The 24590-nt window shown below is 61.7% G+C and carries 19 protein-coding genes, 1 tRNA gene and 1 pseudogene; 12 read left to right on the forward strand and 9 right to left on the reverse strand.

Annotation, left to right across the window (positions count from 1 at the left end; all coding sequences use genetic code 11):
- Positions 1-46: 46 nt before the first annotated feature.
- The 3 genes from M1E05_RS19725 to M1E05_RS19735 form a co-directional block, all read right to left on the reverse strand.
- On the reverse strand, positions 47-1075 hold the full coding sequence (locus tag M1E05_RS19725) for a LacI family DNA-binding transcriptional regulator (RefSeq protein ID WP_458112911.1): 1029 nt from the start codon (positions 1073-1075) through the stop codon (positions 47-49).
- Between the two features lie 91 nt (positions 1076-1166).
- On the reverse strand, positions 1167-1400 hold the full coding sequence (locus M1E05_RS19730) for a hypothetical protein (protein ID WP_461165298.1): 234 nt from the start codon (positions 1398-1400) through the stop codon (positions 1167-1169).
- A gap of 119 nt (positions 1401-1519) precedes the next feature.
- Positions 1520-1592 (reverse strand) — tRNA-Lys (locus M1E05_RS19735).
- A 277-nt stretch (positions 1593-1869) separates the two neighbouring features.
- Here M1E05_RS19735 and M1E05_RS19740 point away from each other — a divergent pair.
- The 5 genes from M1E05_RS19740 (at position 1870) to M1E05_RS19760 (ending at position 8990) form a co-directional block, all read left to right on the forward strand.
- The gene (locus tag M1E05_RS19740; RefSeq protein WP_461163971.1) at positions 1870-2529 is read left to right on the forward strand and encodes a hypothetical protein; all 660 of its coding nucleotides are present in this window, start codon (positions 1870-1872) and stop codon (positions 2527-2529) included.
- Positions 2530-2811: 282 nt separating this feature from the next.
- Positions 2812-3429 carry a DUF47 domain-containing protein gene (locus tag M1E05_RS19745; protein WP_458112908.1) on the forward strand — a complete coding sequence of 206 codons (618 nt, stop codon included), beginning with the start codon at positions 2812-2814 and terminating at the stop codon, positions 3427-3429.
- A 1-nt stretch (position 3430) separates the two neighbouring features.
- Positions 3431-4447 (forward strand): inorganic phosphate transporter, encoded by a 1017-nt coding sequence (locus M1E05_RS19750; protein WP_458112907.1) that lies wholly within the window; start codon positions 3431-3433, stop codon positions 4445-4447.
- Positions 4448-4900: 453 nt separating this feature from the next.
- On the forward strand, positions 4901-7501 hold the full coding sequence (locus M1E05_RS19755; RefSeq protein WP_461163972.1) for a LamG-like jellyroll fold domain-containing protein: 2601 nt from the start codon (positions 4901-4903) through the stop codon (positions 7499-7501).
- A 22-nt stretch (positions 7502-7523) separates the two neighbouring features.
- On the forward strand, positions 7524-8990 hold the full coding sequence (locus M1E05_RS19760; protein WP_461163973.1) for a family 43 glycosylhydrolase: 1467 nt from the start codon (positions 7524-7526) through the stop codon (positions 8988-8990).
- 116 nt (positions 8991-9106) lie between these two features.
- On the opposite strand, the pseudogene pstB (M1E05_RS19765) reads toward M1E05_RS19760, so the two are convergent.
- A pseudogene (pstB, locus tag M1E05_RS19765) lies at positions 9107-9301 on the reverse strand (phosphate ABC transporter ATP-binding protein); the annotation flags it as partial.
- A 47-nt stretch (positions 9302-9348) separates the two neighbouring features.
- Here pstB (M1E05_RS19765) and M1E05_RS19770 point away from each other — a divergent pair.
- The 7 genes from M1E05_RS19770 (at position 9349) to M1E05_RS19800 (ending at position 17859) form a co-directional block, all read left to right on the forward strand.
- A complete protein-coding gene (locus tag M1E05_RS19770; protein WP_461163974.1) occupies positions 9349-10737 on the forward strand; it encodes a LacI family DNA-binding transcriptional regulator in 1389 nt (462 codons plus the stop codon).
- A gap of 134 nt (positions 10738-10871) precedes the next feature.
- Entirely contained in the window at positions 10872-11867 is a 996-nt protein-coding gene (locus tag M1E05_RS19775; protein ID WP_458112903.1) for a LacI family DNA-binding transcriptional regulator, read from the forward strand.
- An 86-nt stretch (positions 11868-11953) separates the two neighbouring features.
- Positions 11954-13258 (forward strand): ABC transporter substrate-binding protein, encoded by a 1305-nt coding sequence (locus M1E05_RS19780; RefSeq protein WP_461163975.1) that lies wholly within the window; start codon positions 11954-11956, stop codon positions 13256-13258.
- The gene (locus tag M1E05_RS19785; RefSeq protein WP_309108486.1) at positions 13255-14211 is read left to right on the forward strand and encodes a carbohydrate ABC transporter permease; all 957 of its coding nucleotides are present in this window, start codon (positions 13255-13257) and stop codon (positions 14209-14211) included. The genes M1E05_RS19780 and M1E05_RS19785 overlap by 4 nt, the downstream gene beginning before the upstream one ends.
- A complete protein-coding gene (locus M1E05_RS19790) occupies positions 14204-15085 on the forward strand; it encodes a carbohydrate ABC transporter permease (protein WP_461163976.1) in 882 nt (293 codons plus the stop codon). The genes M1E05_RS19785 and M1E05_RS19790 overlap by 8 nt, the downstream gene beginning before the upstream one ends.
- Before the next feature lie 32 nt (positions 15086-15117).
- Complete coding sequence (locus M1E05_RS19795) at positions 15118-16482, forward strand: glycoside hydrolase family 172 protein (protein WP_461163977.1); 1365 nt, start codon at positions 15118-15120, stop codon at positions 16480-16482.
- Between the two features lie 24 nt (positions 16483-16506).
- A complete protein-coding gene (locus M1E05_RS19800; RefSeq protein WP_461163978.1) occupies positions 16507-17859 on the forward strand; it encodes a glycoside hydrolase family 32 protein in 1353 nt (450 codons plus the stop codon).
- Positions 17860-17874: 15 nt separating this feature from the next.
- Here M1E05_RS19800 and pstB (M1E05_RS19805) read toward each other — a convergent pair whose 3' ends face one another.
- From pstB (M1E05_RS19805) to M1E05_RS19825, 5 genes are all read right to left on the reverse strand, one after another.
- Positions 17875-18654, reverse strand: a complete 780-nt coding sequence (gene pstB / locus M1E05_RS19805) for a phosphate ABC transporter ATP-binding protein PstB (protein WP_309108482.1) — start codon at positions 18652-18654, stop codon at positions 17875-17877.
- Positions 18655-18712: 58 nt separating this feature from the next.
- On the reverse strand, positions 18713-19828 hold the full coding sequence (gene pstA, locus M1E05_RS19810) for a phosphate ABC transporter permease PstA (RefSeq protein ID WP_458112897.1): 1116 nt from the start codon (positions 19826-19828) through the stop codon (positions 18713-18715).
- Positions 19829-20761: a phosphate ABC transporter permease subunit PstC gene (gene pstC / locus M1E05_RS19815; protein WP_458112896.1), complete on the reverse strand. Its 933-nt coding sequence runs from the start codon at positions 20759-20761 to the stop codon at positions 19829-19831.
- A gap of 204 nt (positions 20762-20965) precedes the next feature.
- Positions 20966-22084: a phosphate ABC transporter substrate-binding protein PstS gene (pstS, locus tag M1E05_RS19820; protein WP_458112895.1), complete on the reverse strand. Its 1119-nt coding sequence runs from the start codon at positions 22082-22084 to the stop codon at positions 20966-20968.
- A 257-nt stretch (positions 22085-22341) separates the two neighbouring features.
- Positions 22342-24363 (reverse strand): S8 family serine peptidase, encoded by a 2022-nt coding sequence (locus tag M1E05_RS19825; protein WP_461163979.1) that lies wholly within the window; start codon positions 24361-24363, stop codon positions 22342-22344.
- Positions 24364-24590 lie beyond the last annotated feature (227 nt).

Consider the following 24590-nt stretch of genomic DNA (forward strand, 5'->3'; position numbering starts at 1 on the left):
GGGTTGGACGGCCTCGGGCAGGTGTGCGCGCGGGAAAGGTAGCTGACTAGCTCTGCAGCACTGCTGCGACAGCGGCCGTGCTTTTGCGGATCACCAGTTCGGGAGTAACGACGACGCCGCTGACCTCGGCCCCTTGCTCGATTTCGCCCACCATGGCATCAACGCAGCGGCGGCCGAGTTCTTCGAAGTCCTGGCGCACGGTGGTCAGCGGCGGGACAAAATACGCTGCCTCCGGCTGGTCATCAAAGCCCACCACGGATACGTCTCCGGGCACGCTGACTCCTGCCTCACTGAAGGCACGCAAGAGCCCGAGGGCCATCTGGTCATTTCCCACGAAGATGGCAGTGGCTGAGCGTTTCTCAGCCAGTTTTCGGCCGATTTCGTAGCCGCTGCCTGCGCTCCAGTCGCCTTCCGCGATGAGGTCGTCCTCCAAGCCGGCCGCACGCAGTGTTTGGCTCCAGCCCTCGGCCCTCGCGGCGCCGTCGATCCAGTCCTGCGGGCCGGAAATGTGGCCGATGCGGCTGTGGCCCTGGTCGATGAGATGCCTGACGGCGAGCTCTGCGCCGCGCTTCTGGTCCACCATGACGCCGCTCACGCTGTCGTTTCCGAGGGAGCCCACAGCCACGACAGGAACGCGAAGATCCATCTCGTCCAAAGCGTGCAGTGTTTCCGAGTGCGGCACCACCACCACGATTCCATCGACGGACTGGTCCTGGAAATGCCTGAGGGCGTCGGAGATGGTTTCCCGGTTGACCGTTTTAAGGGCGGCAATGCTGACGAAATATCCGGCGTCGCGGGCCGCCTGCTCAACGCCCAGGATGGTATTGGCGGGACCGTACTGGGACAGTTCGCTCCCCAATACTCCAATGGTCTGGGAACGGCGGGTCACCAGGCTCCGCGCGGCGGAGTTCCGGCGGTAGCCGAGCTCCGAAATGGCTACCTCCACGCGGGCCCGGGTTGCCTTGCTGACATTGGGATGGTTATTGACCACCCTGGAAACTGTCTGGTGCGAAACACCAGCCAGTTCCGCTACGTCCTCAAGGCGCGGCAGCCGCCGGCCGTTGGTGTTCGCCACGTAGGGGCCTTTCCACTGGGAGAGTATTGATCCATATCATATGGCCCACGGCTGCTTACACAGTATCTATTTCCGCCGCGCCAGAAGTGCGTCAGCAAAAACTGGGGATATCTTGGGGCGCCCGGGCCAGGTAGCTTGTTCCACCCGTTGCTGCAGAGATTTTCTGCAGTCTTTTGGCGTCAGCATCCTCGGTAATGCCGATGGTGACGATCACCACCGGCTTCGCCGGATCCCGTTCACGCTGCAAAGTCTCCAGCAGCTGATCAAGTTCGAGTGACTCAGCGTCGTCGTTGGCTCCATCGGTGAAGAGGATGACGCCGTTGATGGCGGGGGGTCTCCGCGATCCGCGAGCACTTCAGATGACCTCTCAGGACAGAAGCGACAAAAAACCCCCGGCCTCCTGCTGACAGGATGCCGGGGGTTTTCCACTCTTCGCTAAAAGAGTGGGCCCTGTGGGGCTCGAACCCACGACCCACGGATTAAAAGTCCGATGCTCTACCAACTGAGCTAAAGGCCCCAACCAACGACCGCAAAACGGTCATCAGCCCATTCCATTTCTGGACGTTAACACTGTACCCCAGACTTGTGGCTGCTTTGACGCGACCGGGCGCACGCCGTCGTACTTGCCTCTTGCGCCATTTCGACGGTTCCCTGCCCAAACGACGACGCCGGCCGAACGTCGAGCCAGCAGGGAACCATCGAAACGGGCAGCACTCCCGTTCCCTTGCCTGCCAAGGGAAACCTGTTTAGGCCATGCTCGATTTCCCATACGCCACAGGAGTAGCGTGGGGGGCATGAACGAGCAAGCGGGATCCAGCCACTACGGCGGAGCGAACAGGCACCATAAGCCGAAGCCCTTCGCTCCCATCGATTTCGAGCCGTTCGCTGGCGGCGCGGATCCGGCGCGCGTCTCCGAAGCGGCCCATCTCGCTGCCCAGGCGCTGGTGCAGCATGGCCGGGACAGCGACGACCCCCAGATCACCCGGAGGCTGGTCAAGCTGGCCGATGAACAGGGCCTGGAAGCCATAGCCGAGATGTGGGCGGAAAGCCCGGCACGCTCCCTGCCGGGAGCATTGTGGCGGCTTTATGCCCTGCGCGCGGCCACCATTCAGGATCCGGAGAGGATCTCCCTTTACTTCCGGGCGGGCAAGGACACTGCACAAGTATCAAACGTAGTGGCCGGCCCCGCTGAACCTCCGGGAGCCCAGGAACTGAAGGAAATGGCTGACGCCATCCTCTCGGGAGCGTTCGACGGCGAGTTCGACGTCGCGCTGGAACGTTCTGCTGCCTTCTGCCGCGTGGTAGCCCTTGGTCAGGCCACCCTGGCGGACAATGCCGAGCACAGCAACGAGGGGCATGCATCGAAACTGACCAGGAATTCACACCTGCTGGTAAAGACTGCAGAAGACCTGGAACACGCCGCGAATGCCTGGCGCCTCGGCGAACTGGACTGAAGGCAAAGGCCGCTGCAGGTTAGCTGAAGGACCTCGATATCGGGGCTGTGAACCTGCCACGGTATGCCCTTACTGTCAATGTTGACTTGGTTGGGGCAACGTAGAACACTGAGACTGGTGCCGAACCGCGAAACCCCCGGGCTTCAACATTCAGCCGCCTAGAGCGGCCTACCGCCGAGAGGCGTATCCGGTTCGGCGCCACTTTTGTGTCCGCATCCGCCACTCTGTTCCACCACCAGATAAACAGCCCTGTCAGTTCCTCCCCAAGACCGGAAAACCCACGTGAAACTGCGCCTTTTCCCCCAGGAGCCCGCCGGGCTGAACCTCCTCGCACAGATGGCCCGCCAGATCGTCCTGGCGACCGGAACCATGGCGGAAATCCTCGGAACGCCAGCGGCGGAGCATGGCCGGCTTGTGGAAGACATGCATAATCACGAGGCAAAGTCAGCGGAACTGCACTTCGCACTCCTGACCCACATGCGCACCAGCTTCGTGAACCCGCTTCCCCGTGAGGACATGTACGCCCTCTCCCGGTATCTCAATGAAGCCATCGAAAAGCTCGACGCCGCCGCGGAGCTGGTGGCCCTGTACAAGCTTGACCGCCTGCCGAAGCGGGCTGCGGATCAGCTGGAGATCATCAGCCGGCAGGCCGAGCTCACCGTGGAGGCCATGCGGGGACTAAATAATCTCGACGATCTTGAGGATTACTGGATCGAGATCCTCCGCCTGGCAAAGCGGGCTGAACGAACCCACCGCGTCTGGGTGGCCGACATGCTCAAGGACATGAAGGCCGCGCAGTACGCCCGCAATCGCGACGTCGCCACCCAGCTTGTGGATGTCACCAAGGACATGCGCCGTGTCGCCACCCAGGTAGGCAGCATCATCGTCAAGGAATCTTGAGGTGACGGGGGTCTTTTTCACGCTGGTGGTCCTGTTCGCCGGGACCTTCGCCTTCCTCAACGGTTTCCGCGATGCCTCGGCCTCCGTGGCGCTGGCCGTCCGTACCCGGGCACTGACTCCCACTGTAGGGGTTCTGCTCGCTGCTTTCTTCAACTTTATTGGCGCCGCCTTGAGTGCCGCCTTCGCCCTGACCGTAAGCCACGCCTGGGTGACGGTCCCCAGCGGGGACGGCGGACTAACCATCCTGCTCTCAGGACTCATCAGCGCCGTCCTATGGGGCCTCTACACGTGGCGGCGAGGCATACCGTCCTCATCCACCCACGCACTGGTGGGAGGGCTGGCCGGAGCAGGGCTGGCGAGCCTCGTTCTGGGAGGCCCCGGCGTCGGCGGGGTGGACAACTCCATGCTGTTCCAGGTGGTGCTGCCACTGCTGATTTCACCCATCATCGCGTTTGCCGGCGCCTACCTTTTGGTGTGGCCGGCAACCTGGGCCGCCCGCTATACCCCGCCAAATGTGGTCAACAGCCGCTCCCGCCGGATCCAGTCCGTTGCTGCCGGAGCAGTTGCCTTCGCGCACGGCCTTCAAGACGGGCAGCGCACCAGCGCCGTGCTGCTCCTCGCGTTGCTGGCTTCCGGGATGTCCGACGGCACCACCCTGCCGGGTTGGGTGGCTCTGCTGACTGCCGCAATGCTGACCGCCGGGACACTCGCGGGAGGTTGGCGCATCTCCCACACCATCGGTTACCGCATGGCGAGAATTGACCCTCTCCGTGGGTTTGTGGCCCAGATCTGCAGCTCACTGATCCTGCTGCTGGGCGCCATCGGGCTCCACTGGCCCATTTCCACCACCCACACGGTGACCACCGCGACCCTGGGTGCAGGGAGCAACCAGCCGTTCCCGGACACCAACCGCCGTGTGGTTCTGAGAATCCTGTCCTTTTGGGTGCTCACGCCGATCGTTACCGCAGCCACTGCCGTGGTTCTGGCGCTGGCGCTATCCCCGCTTCGAGGCAGCTAGCGGCCTTCAGGATGCCCCCGAAAGCGTGTTCTCAATGACCGCTATTGACGGATCCAAAGTCTTCATAAATACTCTAATCCAGCCGATGTTAGCCCTAACAATTTTTGTCAGGCATCTTGATTGTCCAGTAAATGATAGTGAACTTGTCTCGTAATCCGAGACAGGATGCTCTGAAATAACGCCTTCTCGACGACGACGGGCGTTGGTAAGGCGGCAGGGCGCCGTCGGCCCTTTCGTTCAGTCACGGAGTCCGTTCGGTCAGGCTCCCCAGTCAAGGACACCCTTCAGTCAACGACTGAAACCCACTCGGCACCAGCCATCCATACTTGGCTGCCGCATGCTCAAAAGTTTTTCCCAGCCGCCCGGACCACCGTCCGGTGGGCGCCACCCCTGCGATCTGGACCTTCCCCTTCACGGCCAAGGCCAGTCCGCAAGCACGGAAAGTAGCAATGAATGCGACAAAGACGACGTTTACGCTCCAGCCTCGCAGGAGGCATCCTGCTGGGGCTCCTGGTCCCCGGAACTTCCCTGCCAAGCACGGCCACCGCGGCGGACAGCCGCCTGGTCCTCGAATACCAACTGAACGAAACAGCGGGCACCCGGGTGATTGACTCGTCCGGCAAAGGAAATGACGGCACGCTGGTCAATGGTGCCGCCCCCTCAGGCCCTGCGGGAGTGACGCTCGACGGCGTAAATGACTACGTCCAGCTTCCAAACAACATTCTCTTGGGCCTGACTGCCGTAACGGTCAGCAGCGAAGTTCTGATTGATGCTGGCCAGCAAAATCCCTACTTTATCTATGGCCTCGGGAACTCCACCAACGGGGCAGGAAACGGCTACCTCTTCACCACCGGGAACAACTACCGCACCAGCATCGCCACTGGGAACTGGTCAACGGAACAGACCGTGACAAGCTCGCAGGCTCTTCCTCGTGGTGCCTGGAAAACCCTCACCTACACGCTGTCCGCCGGCACAGCTGTCCTTTACCTCGACGGAGTGGAAGTCAATCGAAAGACCGGGGTCACTATCACGCCGGGTTCAATCGGCGGCGGCACCACCACGGCGAACTGGATCGGACGGTCCTTGTATTCCGCCGACAAGTACCTAAAAGGCAGCGTCCGGAACTTCAGGATCTACAACGCCGCCCTCACCCAGCAGGAGGTGACCGCGCTTTCCCCCACCGACCAAAGCCGGGCAACGGATGCGGCGAATTCAATCACTGTAGTCAACGCCAGTGATGTGCGTGGGAATCTCACGCTACCTTCATCTGCCCAGGGCTTGCCCGTGACCTGGACTTCCTCGAATCCCTCGGTGATATCCACCACTGGAGTGGTCACCCGTCCTGCCATCGGCACCGACGTTACCCTGACGGCCAAAGTAACTTCCGGCTCTGCCCAGGCCACCAAGACGATTGTGGCCCGCGTGCGGGCAGCGGCAGTCCTCGCACCCTTCGCCGGATACGCTTTCAGCTACTTCACCGGGAATTCCATCGCAGGCGAAAACATCTACTTCGCAGCCAGCAACGGAAACAATGCCCTGGACTGGACCGAAGCCAACGCCGGCGAACCCGTCCTTACCTCCATCGAGGGAACCAAGGGCCTTCGCGACCCGTTCATGGTCCGGTCCCCGGAAGGCGACAAGTTCTACCTGATCGCGACCGACCTTTCCATCGGCAGCGGGACCACCTGGGATGCTTCCCAACGCACCGGAAGCAAGTTCCTGGAAGTCTGGGAATCCACAGACCTTGTCACCTGGTCCGCCCAAAGGCATGTGAAACTGGCGCCGGACACAGCCGGCAACCTCTGGGCTCCCGAAGCCGTTTACGATCCTTCCCTTGGTGCCTACGTGGTCTTCTGGGCCTCAAAGCTGTACGCCGAATCGGACGTGAACCATACGGGCAGCACCTACAACAAGATGATGTATGCCACCACACGCGACTTCGTGACCTTCTCCACACCCCAGATCTGGGTTGACCCGGGGAGTTCCGTCATCGACTCCACTGTGCTTAAAGAAGGCAACTTCTACTACCGCTTTACCAAGGACGAAGGAAGCGCCTCGGGCTGTACTGACATCATGCAAGAGCGGTCAAGCAACCTCACCGCAGCTGACCTTCCGACCACTTCCCCCAAGAATTGGACGCTGATGGACTCCTGCATTGGCAGGGACGCCGGCACCAAAGCGGTTGAAGGCCCCACGGCCTTCAAATCCAACATCGAAAACAAGTGGTACCTGTTCGTCGACGAATTCGGTGGCCGCGGCTACATTCCGCTGGAGAGCACCAGCTTGGAAAACCCGAACTGGAAGATGCCCGCGTCCTACAAGCTTCCGGCCAGCCCGCGGCACGGAACGGTCATCCCGGTCACGCAAGCCGAACTGACGGCGCTCAAGAAGGAGCCGGCCCCGAAACCGGCCAACGCCAACGGTGAAATCCTGCGGTACTCCTTCAACCAGACCACCGGGACCACCGTCACGGACTCCTCGGGCAACGGCCTCAACGCCATGGCTGTCGGTGGAACCAGCTGGCAGACCGGAGGGTCCCTGAAGCTGAACGGCACCGACGGCCACGTTGACCTGCCGGATAACCTGCTGGCCGGCATGGTGGACGTGACCGTCGAAGCGGACGTCTTTGTGGACGCTGCCCAAGGCGGAAGCTACTTCCTGTACGGGATGGGCAACACCAACTCTTCGGGCGTCGGCAATGGCTACCTCTTCGCGACTGGCAACTCGACGTACAAAAGCGCGATCGCCACCGGGAACTGGGCCACCGAACAGAGCGTCAGCGGCACGGCCGCGCTCCCCCGCGGGACATGGCAGCACTTGGTCTACACCCTCAAAGGCGACGTGGCCACCATCTACAGCAACGGCGTACAGGTTTCACAGGCGAGCGGAGTAACCATAGATCCCCGTGACATCGGGGGTGGCCTCACCAAGGCGAACTACATCGGCCGTTCCGTGTATTCGGCCGACAAGTACTTCTCCGGCCAGATCAGGGAATTTGCCATCTACAACCGGGCACTTACCAGCGCTGAAGCAATCGCACTCTCAAGCAAGTAGCTACCTCCAAGAAAGAAGTCCCATGTCTACTCCTCAGGCAACACCCCGGATCAGCCGCCGGGGAATCCTCACCGGCCTTGGCGCAGCAGCTGCTGCCGCCGCATTTCCGCCACTCGCCCTGGCAGGCGCCACAACTGCCTTCGCCGCTGCTGTCAGCCAGACGAACCCGTTGATCCTGAAGCGGGCAGACCCGCACATCATGCGCCACACAGACGGGCGGTACTACTTCACGGCTTCCGTGCCGGAATACGACCGCCTGGTGATTCGCTCTGCATCCACGCTCGCCGGGCTCGGTACTGCCACGGAAAAGGTACTCTGGACCCGCTCTGCAGGTTCCATGGGCGGACATATCTGGGCACCCGAGCTGCACTTTTTCAATGATCGCTGGTACATGTATTTTGCGGCCGGGACATCCGCTGAGCCTTTCCGAGTCCGCCCCTATGTGCTGCAGTCCAGTGGTCCGGACGCCATGACCTCCACATGGTCTGTACTGGGACGAATTTTCACCGCCTGGGATACGTTCTCCCTGGATGCAACAACGTTCGTGCACAACGGCCAGCGCTACATGGTGTGGGCCCAGCAGGAAGCAGCAGTCGGCCAGGGCACCAACCTCTACATCTCGCGTATGAGCGGCCCCGCCACCCTGACCGGACCGCAAGCCCGTATCTCCGTTCCGACGCTTGCTTGGGAACGTGTGGGTCATGTTGTGAACGAGGGGCCAGCGGTGATCATCCGCAACAACCGCGTTTTCTGCACCTACTCTGCGAGTGCCACCGATGCCAACTACTGCATGGGCCTGCTTACGGCATCCGCGACAGCGGACCTGCTGGACCCTGCGTCGTGGACCAAATCTCCCAACCCGGTCTTCAAATCCTCGGAGGCAACGAGCCAATACGGGCCGGGACACAATTCGTTTACAGTCGCAGAAGACGGAGTGTCTGACATCCTCGTGTACCACTCCCGTGACTACCGGGACATCAGCGGGGAGCCGCTTTACGACCAAAACCGGCACACGAGGGTGCAGAAGGTTTACTGGAATACAGACGGTACGCCCAACTTGGGAATTCCGCTGAAGAACGGGCCCTTGCCCGTTCGGCTGATGTCCTTTAACTTCCCGAACCGGTGCGTCCGCCATTACCTCAACGAAGCTCGCCTCGACACGGACGTGACGCTTCTTGCAGATTCGCAGTTCAACCTCATCACGGGTCTTGCGGGAGGAACCTCAGTTTCGCTGGAATCCGCAAACTTCCCGGGCAAGTACCTAGTGGACAGGGGAACCTCTGTCCGATTGGAGGCATCCGACGGCAGCGCGTCCTTCGCAGCAGCGGCATCCTTCAACAGGCGGGCGGGCCTGGCCTCCAGCTCGGGCGTTTCCTTTGAATCTGTGGCCAACCCCGGGAGGTACTTGCGCCATTACAACTACAAGATGCTGGTTCAGAGCGTCAGTGCAGGTCTCGGCTACCAGGACGCGACCTTCACGCTGGACTAATGTGCTCCTGCACTCACCGCACTGACTGTCCGTTTGCTGCCGGTTTCCTTTTCGGGGACCGGCAGCAGACGACGGCGGCCGGGCCGCTCAGGGGCAGGGCCCCGCTCGGCTGGGGTCTATCCGAACCGGCCGGAGACGTAGTCTTCCGTTGCCTTCTGAGTCGGGTTGCTGAAGATGGTGTGGGTGTCGCCGACCTCGATCAGCTTGCCCGGCTTGCCTGTTCCGGCGATGTTGAAGAAGGCGGTCCTGTCCGAGACGCGGGCTGCCTGCTGCATATTGTGGGTAACGATGACCACGGTGTACTGGTCCTTGGCTCTGTTCCTGCAAACCCCGCAACGCTGAAACCACCGTGAACCTGGTGGTCAATGGCCAAACCGTGCTGACGGCCACTGGAGCGGATAGCGAACACCTGGACTGGGCCGCATGGGACGTCAAGGAATTCCGGGGCAGCCAGGCCACTATCAGAGTGGTGGATTACAACCGCAGTGGGTGGGGACATCCCCTGGCGGATGAGTTCGTACTCTCGGACACGGAAGCGCTTCCATGCATGGAGGAGCATGACTGGCTGGACTGGGGCAAGGACTTCTACGCCACCGTGTCCTTCAACAACACTCCTGACGGCAAGCGTGTCCAGCCGTGCGACAGGAAGAACGGGGCCTTCGCCTTCGGCCGCGCTCCTCTCTGTAGACTGACCGGGAGCACGCGAAACGTTCGCGCAAACGATTCACCGAGGGCGGCGACGATGACGACGATGGTAAAAGTGGCGAAGCTTGCCGGTGTGTCGATCTCCACTGTCTCCCACGTCCTGAACGGCACCAGATATGTGGGCGATGAAACGCGGGAACGCGTGCTGAAGGCCATCGAGGAGACCTCCTACCGGCAGGACGCACTGGCCCGTGCCATGCGTCGCTCCAGGACTGACAGCATCGGCCTCATTGTTTCCGACGGCGGGGAACCGGCCTTCGCCGAAATGATCCGAGGCGTGGAAGAGACGGCTGCAACCCAGGGCATCACATTGCTCCTGGCCAATTCCGCTGAAGACCCGGAACGTGAGGCGCGGGCCGTCGAGGCCCTGCTGGAGCGCCGGGTGGACGGCCTTATCCTGGCCCGCGCGGCGGGCTCCGGCCCCGAGGCCCTCTCCGAATTCGCCAACCACGACACACCTTTGGTGCTGATGGACAGGCTCTCCGATGACCCCTACGACCAGGTGGGAGTCGAAAACCGCGAGCCCATCAAGGAGTTGGTTGAGCACCTGGTATTGCAGGGCCACGAAAGAATTCTGCTGGTCGCCGGAGACACCAGGGTTGCCACGCTGCAAGAACGGCACGAGGCCTTTACGGAAGCGATGGCCGCAGCCGGGATCACACCATCCGGCCACCTGATAGTCACAGCTCCCGACGCCGGGAAGACCAGCGCCGACATCGAGGCAGCGCTGTCAGCAGCCGAGCCTCCTACGGCTGTGATCGCCTGCAGCACCGTCCTCGCTGCAGCCGCACTCCAGCAAATCCAACAACGTGGGATTCGAATGCCGGAGGATATCGCCTTCGCTACCTTCGACGGCTTTGCCTACGCGGACCTTTTCGAGCCCCAGCTCACCACCGTCCGCCAACCGGCGTTCCAGGTCGGGGCCACAGCAGCAGAGCTGTTGACCAAGAGAATCGCCGACAAATCGGGCGACCCCACGACAGTGCGGCTGGCACCCACGATCGAATACCGGGCGTCCACGGGCTCGGGGCCTTCCGCCTAAACCCTCAGCAAACTCCCTCAGTGTGACTGCTGAATGAAGCGGAGAAAACTCTTTTTCTGTGAGCTATTGCACATCGAAACGTTTGTCTCTACCATCGAAACGTTCGCGCAAACGTTTCGCTGGAAGGAGTCGATGTGGCAACCATCGTCGATGTCGCATCCCTTGCTGGTGTTTCGACGTCGACTGTCTCGCACGTCCTCAACGACACCAGGCACGTTGAACCGGAAACCAGAGCCCGAGTCATGACGGCAGTCCGGGCAACGGGTTACCGGCGGGATGCACTGGCCCGTTCGATGCGGCGCACGAGGACCGACTCCATCGGCCTTGTTATCTCCGATGCCGGAGAGCCGGCATTCGCAGACATGGTGCACGGGGTCGAAGAAGCCGCCGCGCAGCAGGGCCTGTCCCTGTTGCTGGCCAACTCGGCGGAAGATCCCGCCAGAGAGCTCTCGGCGGTAGAGGCCCTGCTTGACCGCCGCGTGGATGGGCTGATTATTGCACGGGCAGCTGGCTCGGCTGCCGGGCTGCTCGAAAGAATCCGCGAAGAGAAGAAACCCCTCGTCCTCCTGGACCGGCTCGCAAACCTGGACGTGGATCAGGTAGGGGTTAACAACCAATCCGCCATGGCAGCCCTCGTTGACCACCTCACCACAGGAGGACACCAGCGGATTCTGCTCGTCTCAGGGGACCTGCGCGTTTCGTCCCTCCGTGAGCGTTATGACGGCTTCCACACCGCCATGCGCGAACGGGGATTCGAGGTCCCGGAGGGCTTGCTCTGCGAAGGCACCATCACGGCGGCATCGACATTTGAGCGTGTCGGAAAGCTGCTGAGCTCTTCCGCGGAGCAGCCCAGCGCGATCCTGGCCTGCAGTACGCTTCTGGCCGCAGGGGCCTTGCGTGCCGTCCAGCACAAAGGCCTTCAGGTGCCCGGAAACCTGGCCTTCGCCGCCTTCGACGGTTTCACCTACTCAGACCTGTTCGAGCCCCAGATCACCACCGTCCGCCAACCGGCTTTCCGGCTCGGCGAGAGCGCCGTCAATCTGCTCATGCGGCGCCTGGGCAACCCCTCGGCGCCGACGAAGATCCTCAGACTCGACTCCGAAATCGAATTCCGCCGCTCAACGCAATAGTCACTCCATCAGAAACCTGCCTTTAAAACCCCCATCCCATCCAACGGCGCACCTTCCTCCGGTCGCAGAATGCAAAGGAGCATCACATGAGAAAAGCACTACGCACCACCATCGCCGCAGGGGCAGCCGCTGCCCTGCTGGCCCTCACCGCATGCGGGAGCGCCACGGAGTCTGCGGCCCCGGCAGCGGATGGGCCCTACTCCGCACCGGCAAAGGACATCACGGCCACAATCTCGGTCTCGAACTGGGGCGACCCGGGCGACAAGGCCGTGTACGACGGCGTCGCCGAGCGCTTCAAGGAGAAGTACCCGAACGTAACCGTGAACAACAACTTCACCCCCATCACGACGTGGACAGAGTACGTCAACAAGCTTGTCACCCAGGCTGCCGCAGGGCAGGCCCCGGACGTCATCAACATCGCCACTGAGGGCGTGGAGCTGGGCCTGGCCAATGAGCTGTTCACGCCGATGGACGGTTTCCTCAAAAACGACCCCGAGGCGAAGTCCCTGCGTGAGGACATCGATCCGAAACTGCTCGCAGGCTTCAGCAAGGACGGATCCACCTACCTGATGCCCAATACGTTCAACACGATGGTCATTTACTACAACACGAAGATGTTCGAAGCAGCCGGAATCGAGCGGCCGAGCGATGACTGGACCTGGGATGACTTCCTTGAGATCTCCAAGAAACTGACCACAGGAACCGGTGGGGACAAAGTGTACGGGTTCGCCATGCCGTACTACTCCTTCGGCATCACCCCCTGGCTGTATTCCAACGGCACCTCGATGATGAGTGAGGATCTGACGACAGCCCAGCTGACTGACCCGAAGGTCAAGGAGACCTTAGGTTGGGTACGGGACCTTGTCACCGAGCACGGGGTGGCACCGCAGCCTAAGGGATCAGACCCCTACCAGCTGTTCCCAGCAGGCAAGGCAGCCATGACCGGAGCGGGCCACTTCGTGACCGGCGGCTTCGAAAAGGCCGGCTTCGCCGACTACGACATCCTGCCTTGGCCGAAGGGAACCACCAAGTCCACCGTCTTCGGTGCCGGAGCGTTTGCCATCTCCAAGACCTCCAAGAACCAGGAGCTGTCCTGGGAGTTCATCAAGATGCTGACGGACCAGCAGACGCAGAAGAAATGGGCCGACGCCGGTGCCGCCGTACCGTCCACCAAGACGGCTGCTTCATCACCCGAGTTCCTGGCCTCCCCCGACCACGCTGAAGAGTTCTACAACTCACTGTCGTATGCGAAGCCCGTGGCCGCCCCGAGGGCTTACAACGTGCTGGATCCAGCGTTCATGCGGGCCATGGATGAAATCATGTCCGGCCAGGACATCGGTTCCTCGCTGGAGAAAGCCCAAAAGGATGTCGAGGAGGCGTTGAAGCAGTGACCCTGACAGCCCCCACAACCGAACTGCCACCCGCGCCCCCTCAGGGGCGCGGGGGGCGCCCAGGGCAGCTCACCGCCACCCGCCGTCGTGAAGCACTGACGGGCTACCTCTTCACCGCACCGACCATCATCGGCTTCCTTGTTTTCGTCCTTGGCCCACTGGTCGCCGCCATCTATCTGAGCCTCACAAAGTACAACATCCTGACGGCCCCGAAGTTCGTGGGGATCGAGAACTACGTCCGAATGTTCAGGGACGAACGGCTCGCCACAACCTACGGCAACACCGTCCTGTATGTCGGGGCAGCCGTCGTACTTATCAACGGCTTCGCGCTCCTGTTCGCCGTCCTGATAAATCAGCGGCTTCCCCGGGCTCTGACGTATGTCTTCCGCTCCGCGTACTTTTTCCCGTACCTCGTGGCTCTGGTGTACGTATCCATCATCTGGCAGGCACTCTTCCAGAAGGACACGGGCATTCTGAACTACTACATCACCGCCTTGGGAGGAGAACGCATCGACTGGCTCAACAGTTCAGAGTTCTCCAAGGTATCGGTGATCATTGTGGACACCTGGCGGAACGTCGGGTTTGCCATGTTGATCTTCGTCGCTGCCCTGCAGGAAGTCCCCAAGGACATGGTTGAGGCCGCTCGCATGGACGGGGCCAACGAATGGCAGATCTTCCGCCGCATCACGGTCCCGATGATCAGCCAGGCCACATTCTTCAACATCACCATCACCATCATCGGCGCATTCCAAATCTATGAATCCATCATCGTGCTCACCAGAGGCGGCCCGGGCGACGCCAGCCGCAGCGTGGTGATGTATATCGCCGAAGTTGCCTTCAACAAATTTGACATGGGCTACGCCTCAGCCATCGCAGTGACACTGTTCCTCATCATCATGCTGGTGACGCTGGTCCAGTTCCGCCTCAGGAAGTCATGGGTGAACAATGAGTGACACCAACGCCCTCAGCGCCGGCGGGGGTACCGCCAGGCGCAGCAGGCCCCGTCCCGGAATCGGGAAGAGTATTTCCGTGGCGCTGCTGGTCCTCGGAGCCATCGGCATGGTTGCTCCCTTCCTGTGGATGTTCACCACCTCACTCCGCGACGCCAGCCAGGCCTACGACCTGCCCCCGCAATGGCTGCCCACCGAGTGGGACTGGACCAACTACGCCGATGCGGTCAGCGGGCCGGTCCCCATCCTCCGAAACATGCTCAACAGCGCCGTCATCGCCATCGCGGTCAGCATCAGCATGATCATCACGGCACCCATGGCTGGATATGCCTTCGCGAAGCTCGACTTCCCTGGACGCAACTCAATCTTTGTCGCCTTGCTGTCCTCGCTGATGGTACCGGCGCAAGTGACCATCATTCCGCTGTTCCTGCTGATGCGGACCTTCGGCCTGCTGGACAACCCTTTGAGTCTCATCTTGCCCGGTGTCACCGGGGCCCTGGGCGTCTTCCTGCTGCGGCAGTTCTTCCTGGGGCTGCCGCAGGAAATCATCGACGCCGCCCGCATGGACGGTGCCACCGCCTGGCAGACCTACCGCCTGATCGCACTGCCGCTGGCAAAGAATGCCGTCAGCACCCTCGGTGTGATCACGTTCCTGGGCAGCTGGAATGCCTACTTCGCACCTTCCATCTTCCTTAACAGTACGGACACTGCCACCCTGCCGCTGGGCCTGGTCCTGATGCTCGGGCCGTACGGTGCCGGAAATGTGGCCCAGGTCATGGCGGCAACCACCATCGCCATCGCTCCCGCACTCATCGTCTTCCTTGTGGCGCAGCGGTGGATCATCGCCAGCCTCACCCAGTCAGCCGTCAAGGGCTAAACAACAAGCACTCTTTGAAAGGACACATACCCATGGCAACATCGCCGCGCTCAGGCTTGCTCTCAAGCCTGACAAAACTCTCCACCGCCCGCACAGCCCGGGCGTCCAGCTGGGACCAGACCGGCCGCAACAGGGACAACTGGATCATCATGCCCGGCGAGGAACGCGTCCTGGCTGATATCGAAGGACCGGGCTTGATCACGCACATCTGGATGACCCAGTCCTGCCGGATCCAACCGGGCCCCGGGCAGATCTCCCCGGAACTGGTGGGCGTGCCAATGCTTGAAATCCACAACGCCCTCGGTGTCAGCTGGGAAGTGGTTGACCCGGACTACTACCGGAAAATCGTCCTCAAAATGTACTGGGACGACCAGGAAACCCCCAGCGTTATCGCCCCGCTGGGTGACTTCTTCGGCCTGATGAACTCCCTCTCAGGGTCCTACGACTCACTGCCACTGTCGGTCTCCGCAAAGGAGGGCGAACTGAACACCTTCGGCGGCAGCGCGGCGTTCAACAGCTACTTCGAAATGCCCTTCAACTCCCGCGCCCGGATCGTCGTTGAAAACCAGAACGACATCCCCTACCTGCAGTACTTCTACATCGATTACGAGCTCTACACCGAGCCTCTGCCCGAGGACACCGCCTACTTCCACGCCCACTGGCGCCGGCAGAAGCCCAACGCCGGCTGGGGCCCTGACCTGCAGACCAACAGCATTGAAGTGGCCATCCCCAACCTCACAGGCGATGACAACTACGTGGTGCTCGAAACCGAAGGCCAGGGGCACTACGTGGGCTGCAACCTCGCCGTCCGCCACTTCCAAGGCTCATGGTGGGGAGAAGGCGACGACATGATTTTCATCGACGACGACACCTGGCCGCCCAGTCTTCATGGCACAGGGATGGAGGACTACTTCGGCCACGCCTGGGGCATGCAGCACAACGCTTTCCTCATGAACGGCACCATGGTCCACGAAGAGAACGTACCGGGCTTCCACCACAGCTACCGCTTCCACATGACCGATCCCATTAGGTTCCAGAAACGCATCAAGGTCACCTTCGAACACGGCCACGCCAACCACCTCTCCGACGACTGGTCCTCCACCGCTTACTGGTACCAGAGCCTCCCCTCGCCCATCCTGGACATCGGTGCTGTCGAAGATCGCCTGCCGCTGCGCCCACGTGACCAGGTGGAAGAGATTCCCCTGCCTGAACTTAGTCCGGCCCAGACGGCCGCCCGAAACGCCTCCGCTGAACGCATGCAACGGTTTACCGAAGCGCGGGACGCTGTCCGGAACGAACGCCGGTCGGAGATCGACGAGTGGGAGAAGGCCAACGCCGAGCAGGCCAGGGATGTCCGGCAACGGTTCCTGGCCGCAAACAGCGTCCCGGCCCGGTAATTCATCCAGCAGACAAGGATCAGCATGAACACGCAGGAACCCCGCCCCGCCTTCCACTTCACAGCTAATGAAGGATGGATCAACGATCCCCTCGGCGTGACGTGGAAGGACGGCCAGTACCACCTCTTTTACCAGTACGTCCCTGCCCGCACCACGTGGGCTTCCAACTGCCACTGGGGCCACGCCACCTCCCCGGACATGATCGCCTGGAAAGAACAGGGCATTGCCATCGCACCCGGAGAAGGGGACGACGGCGTCTGGTCCGGTTCCATCGTGAACGGTCCGGACGGTGACGCTACCATGTTCTACACTTCGGTCACCGAACCGGATATCGGCATTGGGACAGTCCGGACCGCCACCCCGGATGATGGCTCCTGGAACACCTGGACAAAGGGAACCAGGCTGATGACAGCTCCCGATGCCGGAGTCGTTGCCTACCGGGACCCGTTCGTTTTCCGCGACGGCGGACAGTGGCGCATGTTCGTTGGGGCAGGGCTGGAAGGCGGAACCGCGGCCGCAGTCTCTTACAGCTCAGCGGACCTATCGAATTGGATCTTGGACGGTATCGCCGCCCAGCGCCCCGGCACAGCGACGGATCCGGTGTGGACAGGCACAATGTGGGAATGCCCGCAGCTCTTTGAGATTGACGGCTCCCACGTCCTGGTCACCTCCATCTGGGAAGACGACGTCCTGCACTACGTGGCCTACGGCGTAGGAAGCTACTCCAACGGTCAGTTCACTGCCCGCTCCTGGGGCCAGCTCACCTACGGCAAGAGTTACTACGCCCCTACCTTCTTCCGGGACAGGGACGGCACCCCCTCCCTGATTTTCTGGGTGCGCGGCGTCATTAGCCCGGAAGGGCAATGGGCCAGCGCGCTGAGCATCCCGCACACGCTGAGGCTCGACGGCGATACACTGGTGGCCGCCCCGCACGCCGACCTCGAGAAGTACTTGCAACCGGGATCCCTGGAGCAGGTTAGCGATGGGGTTTTCGAGACGGTGCTCGAGGACGGCGTGGACCTCCGGTGGGCCATTACCGCTGGGACGGTTATCAGCCTCGCCACGCTGGACGGGCCACTCGCCACGCTCCGGTACGAGGGGAACGGCCTCCGGGTCACTGTGGCAGGGAATAGGGACTTCGACAACGCGTTCTTCCCGGCCGCCGAAGGCTCCGAGTTGCGGGCCATCATCGACGCCGGTGTACTGGAGATCTCCGGCCGCCAAGGCATCATGGCTGTCCCCCTCCCCATCGTGGCCTCACCGGTCACGCTGACGATAGCCGATGCCGCTTTGACTCCCCGACTCCGCACGGTATCGAAGTCGAGAGCCCACAACGCGGGAACGGCCCATCAGGCCGCACTTTCCGGACAGCCGTAGCAGGCGGGCTGGGGTCTATCCGAACCGGCCGGAGACGTAGTCTTCCGTTGCCTTCTGAGTCGGGTTGCTGAAGATGGTGTGGGTGTCGCCGACCTCGATCAGCTTGCCCGGCTTGCCTGTTCCGGCGATGTTGAAGAAGGCGGTCCTGTCCGAGACGCGGGCTGCCTGCTGCATATTGTGGGTAACGATGACCACGGTGTACTGGTCCTTGAGGTCGTTAATGAGGTCCTCAATAGCCAGGGTGGAGATGGGGTCCAATGCCGAGCAGGGCTCGTCCATCAGGATCACCTGGGGCTCAACAGCAATGGCGCGGGCGATGCACAGGCGCTGCTGCTGCCCACCGGAGAGGCCCGATCCCGGCTTCTGGAGCCTGTCTTTGACCTCATTCCACAGGTTCGCACCACGCAGGGAACGCTCCACCAGGGCATCCGCCTCGCCCTTGGAAATCTTCTGGTTATTCAGCTTGACGCCGGCCAGGACGTTATCGCGGATGGACATAGTGGGGAACGGGTTGGGACGCTGGAACACCATGCCAATCTGGGAACGCACGGTCACCGGATCAACGCCGGCGCCGTAAAGGTTGTCGCCGTCGAGCAGTACTTCACCTTCAACGCGGGCACCGGGAATGACTTCGTGCATCCGGTTCAGAGTGCGCAGGAAAGTCGACTTCCCACAGCCGGACGGGCCGATGAAGGCCGTGACGGATTTGGCTTCGATGTTGATGCTGACGTCTTCGACGGCAAGGAACTTGCTGTAGTAGACGTTCAGGTCCTTGACGTCGATGCGCTTTGACATTTTGTTCCTTCACTAACTGAGGTACGGATTGAAGTTTAGTTCCAGCGGGGCTGCGGTACTAGCGGCCGGCCTTGGGCGCGAAGACCTTGGCGATCAGGCGGGCGCCGAGGTTGAGCAGCATTACCAGGATGATGAGCACCAGGGCCGCTCCCCAGGCACGCTGGGATGACGGATCCGGGTTGGAGGGCGACGTCGGGTTCAGGATCTGCGTGTAGATGAACGTGGGCAGTGACGCCATCCAGCCGCTGAAGACATTGGCGTTGATCGCCGTCGCGAATCCGGCGGTGACCAGGATGGGGGCCGTTTCCCCGATAACACGGGCGATAGCCAGGGTGACGCCTGAAGCGATGCCGGAAATCGCCGTCGGGATCACCACTTTGAGGATGGTGCGCCACTTACGAACGCCCAAGGCGTAGGCCGCCTCGCGGAGCTCGTTGGGCACAATCTTCAGCATTTCCTCACTTGAGCGGACCACCACGGGAATCATCAGGACGGAAAGAGCGACGGCGGCCACCGCGCCCGTTTTGGTTCCCGGCCCCACGATGGCGAAGAAGAACGCGGCAGAGAAGAGTCCGGCGACGATGGACGGGATGCCGGTCATGACGTCCACAAAGAACGTGATGGCACGGGCAAGCGGCCGGTCAGCCCCGTATTCAACAAGGTATATGGCTGTGAGCAGACCGACAGGAACTGAGATGAGCGTAGCCAGGAGGGTGATCTCCAGGGTTCCGAGCAGGGCATGGTAGATGCCGCCGATAATTGGCGCGCCCTCTTCGACAGCCCTGTTGTCATAGGCCCCGGTCACGCCGTTCATCGAGTAAGTGAGGAAACCGGGCGTCAGCAGTCCGGGGATGCCGTTCACCAGCACAGTCCAGATCACGGATACGAGCGGCAGCAGAGCCACGATGAATGCGCCACTGACAAGGCAGGTGGCCAACTTGTCCTGGGCCTTGCGGCGGCCTTCGACCACGGCGCTCCAGCCCACCAGACCGGTAGCGAAGAGGACGCCGGAGACGATTCCCCAGCCGAACGCATTGAAGCCGACGAGAGCCAGGATGGCCGCGCCAATGACCATGGCGAGGACGAGGACAATAAATGGTGCCGCTTTAGGTAGCTGGCCCTTCGTGAGGGCAGACCGTTTGCGGACCGGGTTCGGGGTCATGGTGGCGGTCATTTAGTTGGCTCCAGAGAATTCTTTGTGCCTGCTGATGATCCAGCGGGCCACGATGTTCACGGCGAGGGTGATGAGGAACAGCACCAGACCTGCGGCGATCAGGGTGCTGACCTTAAGACCGCTCGCTTCGGGGAAGTTCAGGGCGATCTCCGCGGCGATGGTCTGGTTTCCGGACTGGATCAGGCTCGCGGTAAGGGCTCCTGAGGAAAGGACCAATGCAACAGCCATCGTCTCGCCAAGCGCCCTTCCGAGGCCCAGCATCACCGCGCTGATGATTCCTGGCCGACCAAACGGCAGCACAGTCATCTTGATCATTTCCCAGCGCGTCGCGCCCAGTGCCAACGCGGCTTCCTCGTGCAGTTTAGGGGTCTGCAGGAAGATTTCACGCGTGAGGGAAGTGATGATGGGCAGGACCATCACAGCGAGCACTATGCCGGCGGTGAGGATCGTTTTGCCTGTTGCGGAGGCAGGGCCCTGGAAGATGGGCAGCCATCCCATGTTGTCCGCGAGCCAGTTGTACGCCGGTGATATTTCCTTGGCCAGGAAGGCTGCACCCCAGGCGCCGTAAACCACTGACGGAATGGCGGCGAGGAGATCGATCACGTACCCGAGCCCGGAGGCGAGTTGGCGCGGCGCGAAGTGGGAAATAAAGAGTGCCACTCCGATAGCTATGGGGGTGGCGATCACCAGCGCGATCAGCGCTGCGATCAAGGTACCGATAACGATCGGCCAGATGTAGGCAAAAAACCCTTCGCCGCCTTGGATCTTGTCAGCGGGTGCCATGAACGCGGGGAGGGCCTGGATAACAAGAAAAAGGGCAACGCCAAAGAGCACCGCAAGGATCAGGCAGCCTGCTGCCAAGGCGGCTCCGGAGAAGACTTTATCCCCGGCGCGGCCTGCGCCCCGGGAACGTGTCAGGGAGGTGATGGTCACAAACGATCCTCTGGGATCAGAACCGCTTGCGGGGAGGCCTGCTCTCCTTCCCGATAAGCGGTGAATCTGGTGGTGCTTCGGACAACAGCCAGAATCCCTGCCCCCGGCGGACGGTCCGTGACCGCCCAGCCGGAGCAGGGAACCTGGTTCAGTTTGGTTTTTCCACTATGCCTTGCAGCAGTCGGGAATCCCTAGGATTTGACCCTAGGACTTGACCTTGATGGATTCTATGGCCTTGACGGCCTTCTCACGGAGTTCTGCCGAAAGCGGTGCCGACTTGGCGGCATCGGCTGCGGCTTCCTGGCCTCCCTCGGAAACAACGTAGGTTTCGAAGGCCTTGACGAGGTCAACCGTCTCCTTGCTGTCATAGGTGGAGCAGACAACGTGGAAGGAGACCAGCACTACGGGGTAAGCACCCTCGACTGCAGTCTTACGGTCCAGCTTGATGGACAGATCGTTCGCAGACCGGCCCTCGACGGGCTTGCCGGCATCGACTGCTTTGGCGGCGGCCTCGGCGGAGATCTTGGTGAAGGTCTCCCCAACCTTGATCCTGGCGATACCCAGCTTGCCGCTCACTGCGGAGTCGTCAGCGTAGGTAACCGCACCCGGGGTGTCGGTGACGGTCTTGACGACGCCGGAGGTTCCCTTGGCGTTTTCACCCTTCAGGGAGGCCGGCCAGACGCCGGAAGCCTTGTCGGTCCAGGCTTCCGGAGCCGCTGCAGCAAGGTAGTCCGTGAAGTTGGTGGTGGTGCCCGAGTCATCGGAGCGGTTCACGGGAGTGACCTTGAGGTCAGGCAGGCTCGTGTCAGGGTTCAGTTCCGAGATTGCGGGATCGTTCCAGTTTTTGATCTCGCCACGGAAGATTTTGGCAACTGTCACGGCGTCGAGGTTCAGTTCCTTGACGTCCGGAATGTTGAAGGCGATAGCGATCGGGGAGATGTATACCGGAATGTTGATGGCGCCGTCGGGACCGCAGATCTCCTTGGACGATTCGTACTCGTCGTCCTTCAGGTAAGCGTCCGAGCCGCCGAACTGGGCCGAACCATCCAGAAGTGCCTTGCGGCCAGCGCCTGAGCCGTCCGGGGAGTACTGGACGGTGGCGCCCTGGTTTGCCGAAGCGAACTCTGACTTCCAAACATCCATTGCTGCGCCCTGCGCGGAGGAACCGATACCGGTCAATGTGCCGGTGGCGTTGGAACCGGACTTGGCCCCGCCGTTTGCGGCGGCTTCAGTGGGGTTGTCGGAACCACAAGCTGTCAACGCGAGTGCCCCTGCTGCGATGACTGCAATGGCCGCATGGCGGCCGAAACGGAATGCCTTCACTCGATGTGCCCCTTCCAGGGAATCATTCGCGGGCCGGGCCGGAGTCGCCCTGGCTCGCTGATGCGTAGTTCTCTACCTTCATTGAAGGTATGGGCATCAGGTAAAGGGAATAGCCGTGAAAGGTGAACGCAGGGTTAACGACGGCGGCATATTGGCTGACAGATGGCCGGTCACCGTTGCGTCAATGATTCGGGAGGCGTAAAGGTAGCGGTGCCGCTGGTTGCACCGCTACCTTTAGACACCCGACTAAGGAACTATCACGTCTTGGGATGGCGGTAGCGGTACATGAATGCTGCCATCTGGTCCCGGAGGACGGCCGAGCCCGGGCGGAACGTCTTTGAACCATCGGCTTCCCCCCAACCGCCGCTGATTTCCATCTTGGCAAGCCACGCAATTTCTTTGTAAAAACCGTGGTTTGTAGGAATGTCGGCGAACGGAGAAACTGCCGGCGGCACATACTCCGGCTTTCCTGCATGGCGGTAAATAAAAGCGGCCATCTGGTCACGATTCACGGGTGTGCCCGGGCGGAAGGTCTTTGAACCGTCGGCTTCACCCCAACCGCCGCTGATTTCCATCTTGGCAAGCCACGAAATCTCCTTGTAGAAGTTGTGGCTGGTTGGCACGTCGGCGAAGGGCGACTGCGCCGGGGGAACAAACTGCGGACTTCCGGCGAGCCGGTACAGGAACGCAGCCATCTGATCCCTATATACAGGCTGGGCAGAACGGAAAGTCCGGGAGCCGTCGGCCTCTGCCCACCCTTGAGTGATCCGTTCCAGTGCCAGCCAGGTGATCTCCTTGGAAAAGGACGAGTTCGTATTGATGTCCCTGAAGATGTTGACTGCTGCCGTTGCGTCCAGTGCCCCGCTGCCGCATGTCTTGGGTGGCTGGCAGGCCCAGGCGTACTTCCGGGAGGTGGTTTCCATCCTCGTCTCGACATTTGCCGGTGTGGCCAGGTCTCCAAGCCGCGACATGAGGAGTGCCGCAAGTCCCGACGCATGCGGGGCCGCCATGGAGGTGCCTTCGGAGAAGGCATAGTCTTCACTGCCGGGGACCTCGCTGCCGGCATTGAATGTGACGACGATCCCGTCCGGGAGATCATGCGTCATCGCTGTCATGTCCCCACCTGGCGCCGCAACGTCAACGGCAGAGCCATAGTTGGAGTAGGGTGCCAACTGTCCAGTGCGGGCAAGAGCGGCGACAGAGACGACGTTCTCGCAATTGGACGGGCTTGTTTCCGCAGCCGGTATCTTCTCGTTGCCTGCCGCCGCCACCACCACCGCCCCGGAGTTGTAGGCAACGTTGACCGCGTTCTGGAACGTCATAGAGCAGGGAAACACGCCGCCGAGGCTGAGGTTGATGACGCGGGCCGGGTTGGGATTGACCGGAATACCGTCGACCATCTCACCGGCAGCCCAAATGATTCCGTCCGCGATGTCCGACGTATAGCCGCCGCACGGTCCCAAGGCGCGGACCGGCAGGATCTTCGCCTCGGGCGCTACTCCTATCATGCCCTGAGCGTTATTGCCGACAGCGGCGATGATGCCGGCAACCTGAGTGCCGTGCCAGGAGGAGTCGCTGGCCGGAAGGCCGTCCTGGCACTCATTTGCGGCCGTCCAATCGCCTTCATCGCGCGGGTTGGCGTCGCGACCATCGGAGTCTCGGGAGTAGTCGGGATCAGACATCATGTCGTAGCCGGGGAGCACGTTCCCGTTCAGGTCCGAGTGGCTGGTGATACCGGTGTCCACCACGGCCACCACTGCCCCGCCGCCTTTGCTGACTGTCCAGGCACCTTCCATCCTCATCCCGCTGTTCTCCTCGCCGAGGCCCCACTGTTCCGGTCCCCACACCCCCGAATAGTAAGGATCGTTTGGCGCTGCCGCCCGATGCATCCGGTGGTCCGGCTCGGCGTACTCGACGGCGGGATCTGCCCTCAGCGTGGCCAGCGCCTTTTCGGTTTCATCGGGAGTCAGGGTGCGCTCGCTCCGCACGACGCGGGCACCGGCGGAGGTCCCGCGGACGTCGTTCACTGGTGTTCCCGATATCTGGGCTACCTTGCCGAACGCCTGCGCCCGCATGGCAGAACCCGGGGCGGCTTTAGCTTTGAACTTCACAATGATCTGGTCGGTACCGGCTGCGGCGCCGACGGCCGGGGCGGCGGGTGCAACAGGAAGTTCCGACGCGGCCTGGGCCGGGAGGGAAACAACAGAGCCGCAGACGAGTGCCAGCACACCTGGAATCAGGAGACGTGAGGACAGGCGTGTGCGCAGAGCATCAAACATTGCGAAATCCTAGGGTCCAGGCGTCCACCCCCCAGGAGTCGGACCGCGCAAGAATAGAGACCGCGGAACCCGCGTCACGCATGATTGTAACAACGTTTTGCCTAATAACTCTCGCGAAGTTTTGCCGGACCCTCAAGGCCTCCTCCGGGCAGCACCACTACAATCACCAGCGGGGGCAAGCGCTCTCAAACGACCGGCAGCAGCCAGCCGCCGGTGAATGGCACTTA

This window comes from Arthrobacter sp. R4-81 (genome assembly GCF_054792365.1).

Excerpts from the sequence above, each read along its gene's own strand:
- M1E05_RS19760 (WP_461163973.1), top strand. The coding sequence starts at position 7,524 with ATGTCTACTCCTCAGGCAACACCCCGGATCAGCCGCCGGGGAATCCTC.
- M1E05_RS19800 (WP_461163978.1), top strand. The coding sequence starts at position 16,507 with ATGAACACGCAGGAACCCCGCCCCGCCTTCCACTTCACAGCTAATGAA.
- M1E05_RS19795 (WP_461163977.1), top strand. The coding sequence starts at position 15,118 with ATGGCAACATCGCCGCGCTCAGGCTTGCTCTCAAGCCTGACAAAACTC.
- M1E05_RS19780 (WP_461163975.1), top strand. The coding sequence starts at position 11,954 with ATGAGAAAAGCACTACGCACCACCATCGCCGCAGGGGCAGCCGCTGCC.
- pstA (WP_458112897.1), bottom strand. The coding sequence starts at position 19,828 with ATGACCGCCACCATGACCCCGAACCCGGTCCGCAAACGGTCTGCCCTC.
- M1E05_RS19740 (WP_461163971.1), top strand. The coding sequence starts at position 1,870 with ATGAACGAGCAAGCGGGATCCAGCCACTACGGCGGAGCGAACAGGCAC.
- M1E05_RS19825 (WP_461163979.1), bottom strand. The coding sequence starts at position 24,363 with ATGTTTGATGCTCTGCGCACACGCCTGTCCTCACGTCTCCTGATTCCA.
- M1E05_RS19790 (WP_461163976.1), top strand. The coding sequence starts at position 14,204 with ATGAGTGACACCAACGCCCTCAGCGCCGGCGGGGGTACCGCCAGGCGC.
- M1E05_RS19755 (WP_461163972.1), top strand. The coding sequence starts at position 4,901 with ATGCGACAAAGACGACGTTTACGCTCCAGCCTCGCAGGAGGCATCCTG.
- pstB (WP_309108482.1), bottom strand. The coding sequence starts at position 18,654 with ATGTCAAAGCGCATCGACGTCAAGGACCTGAACGTCTACTACAGCAAG.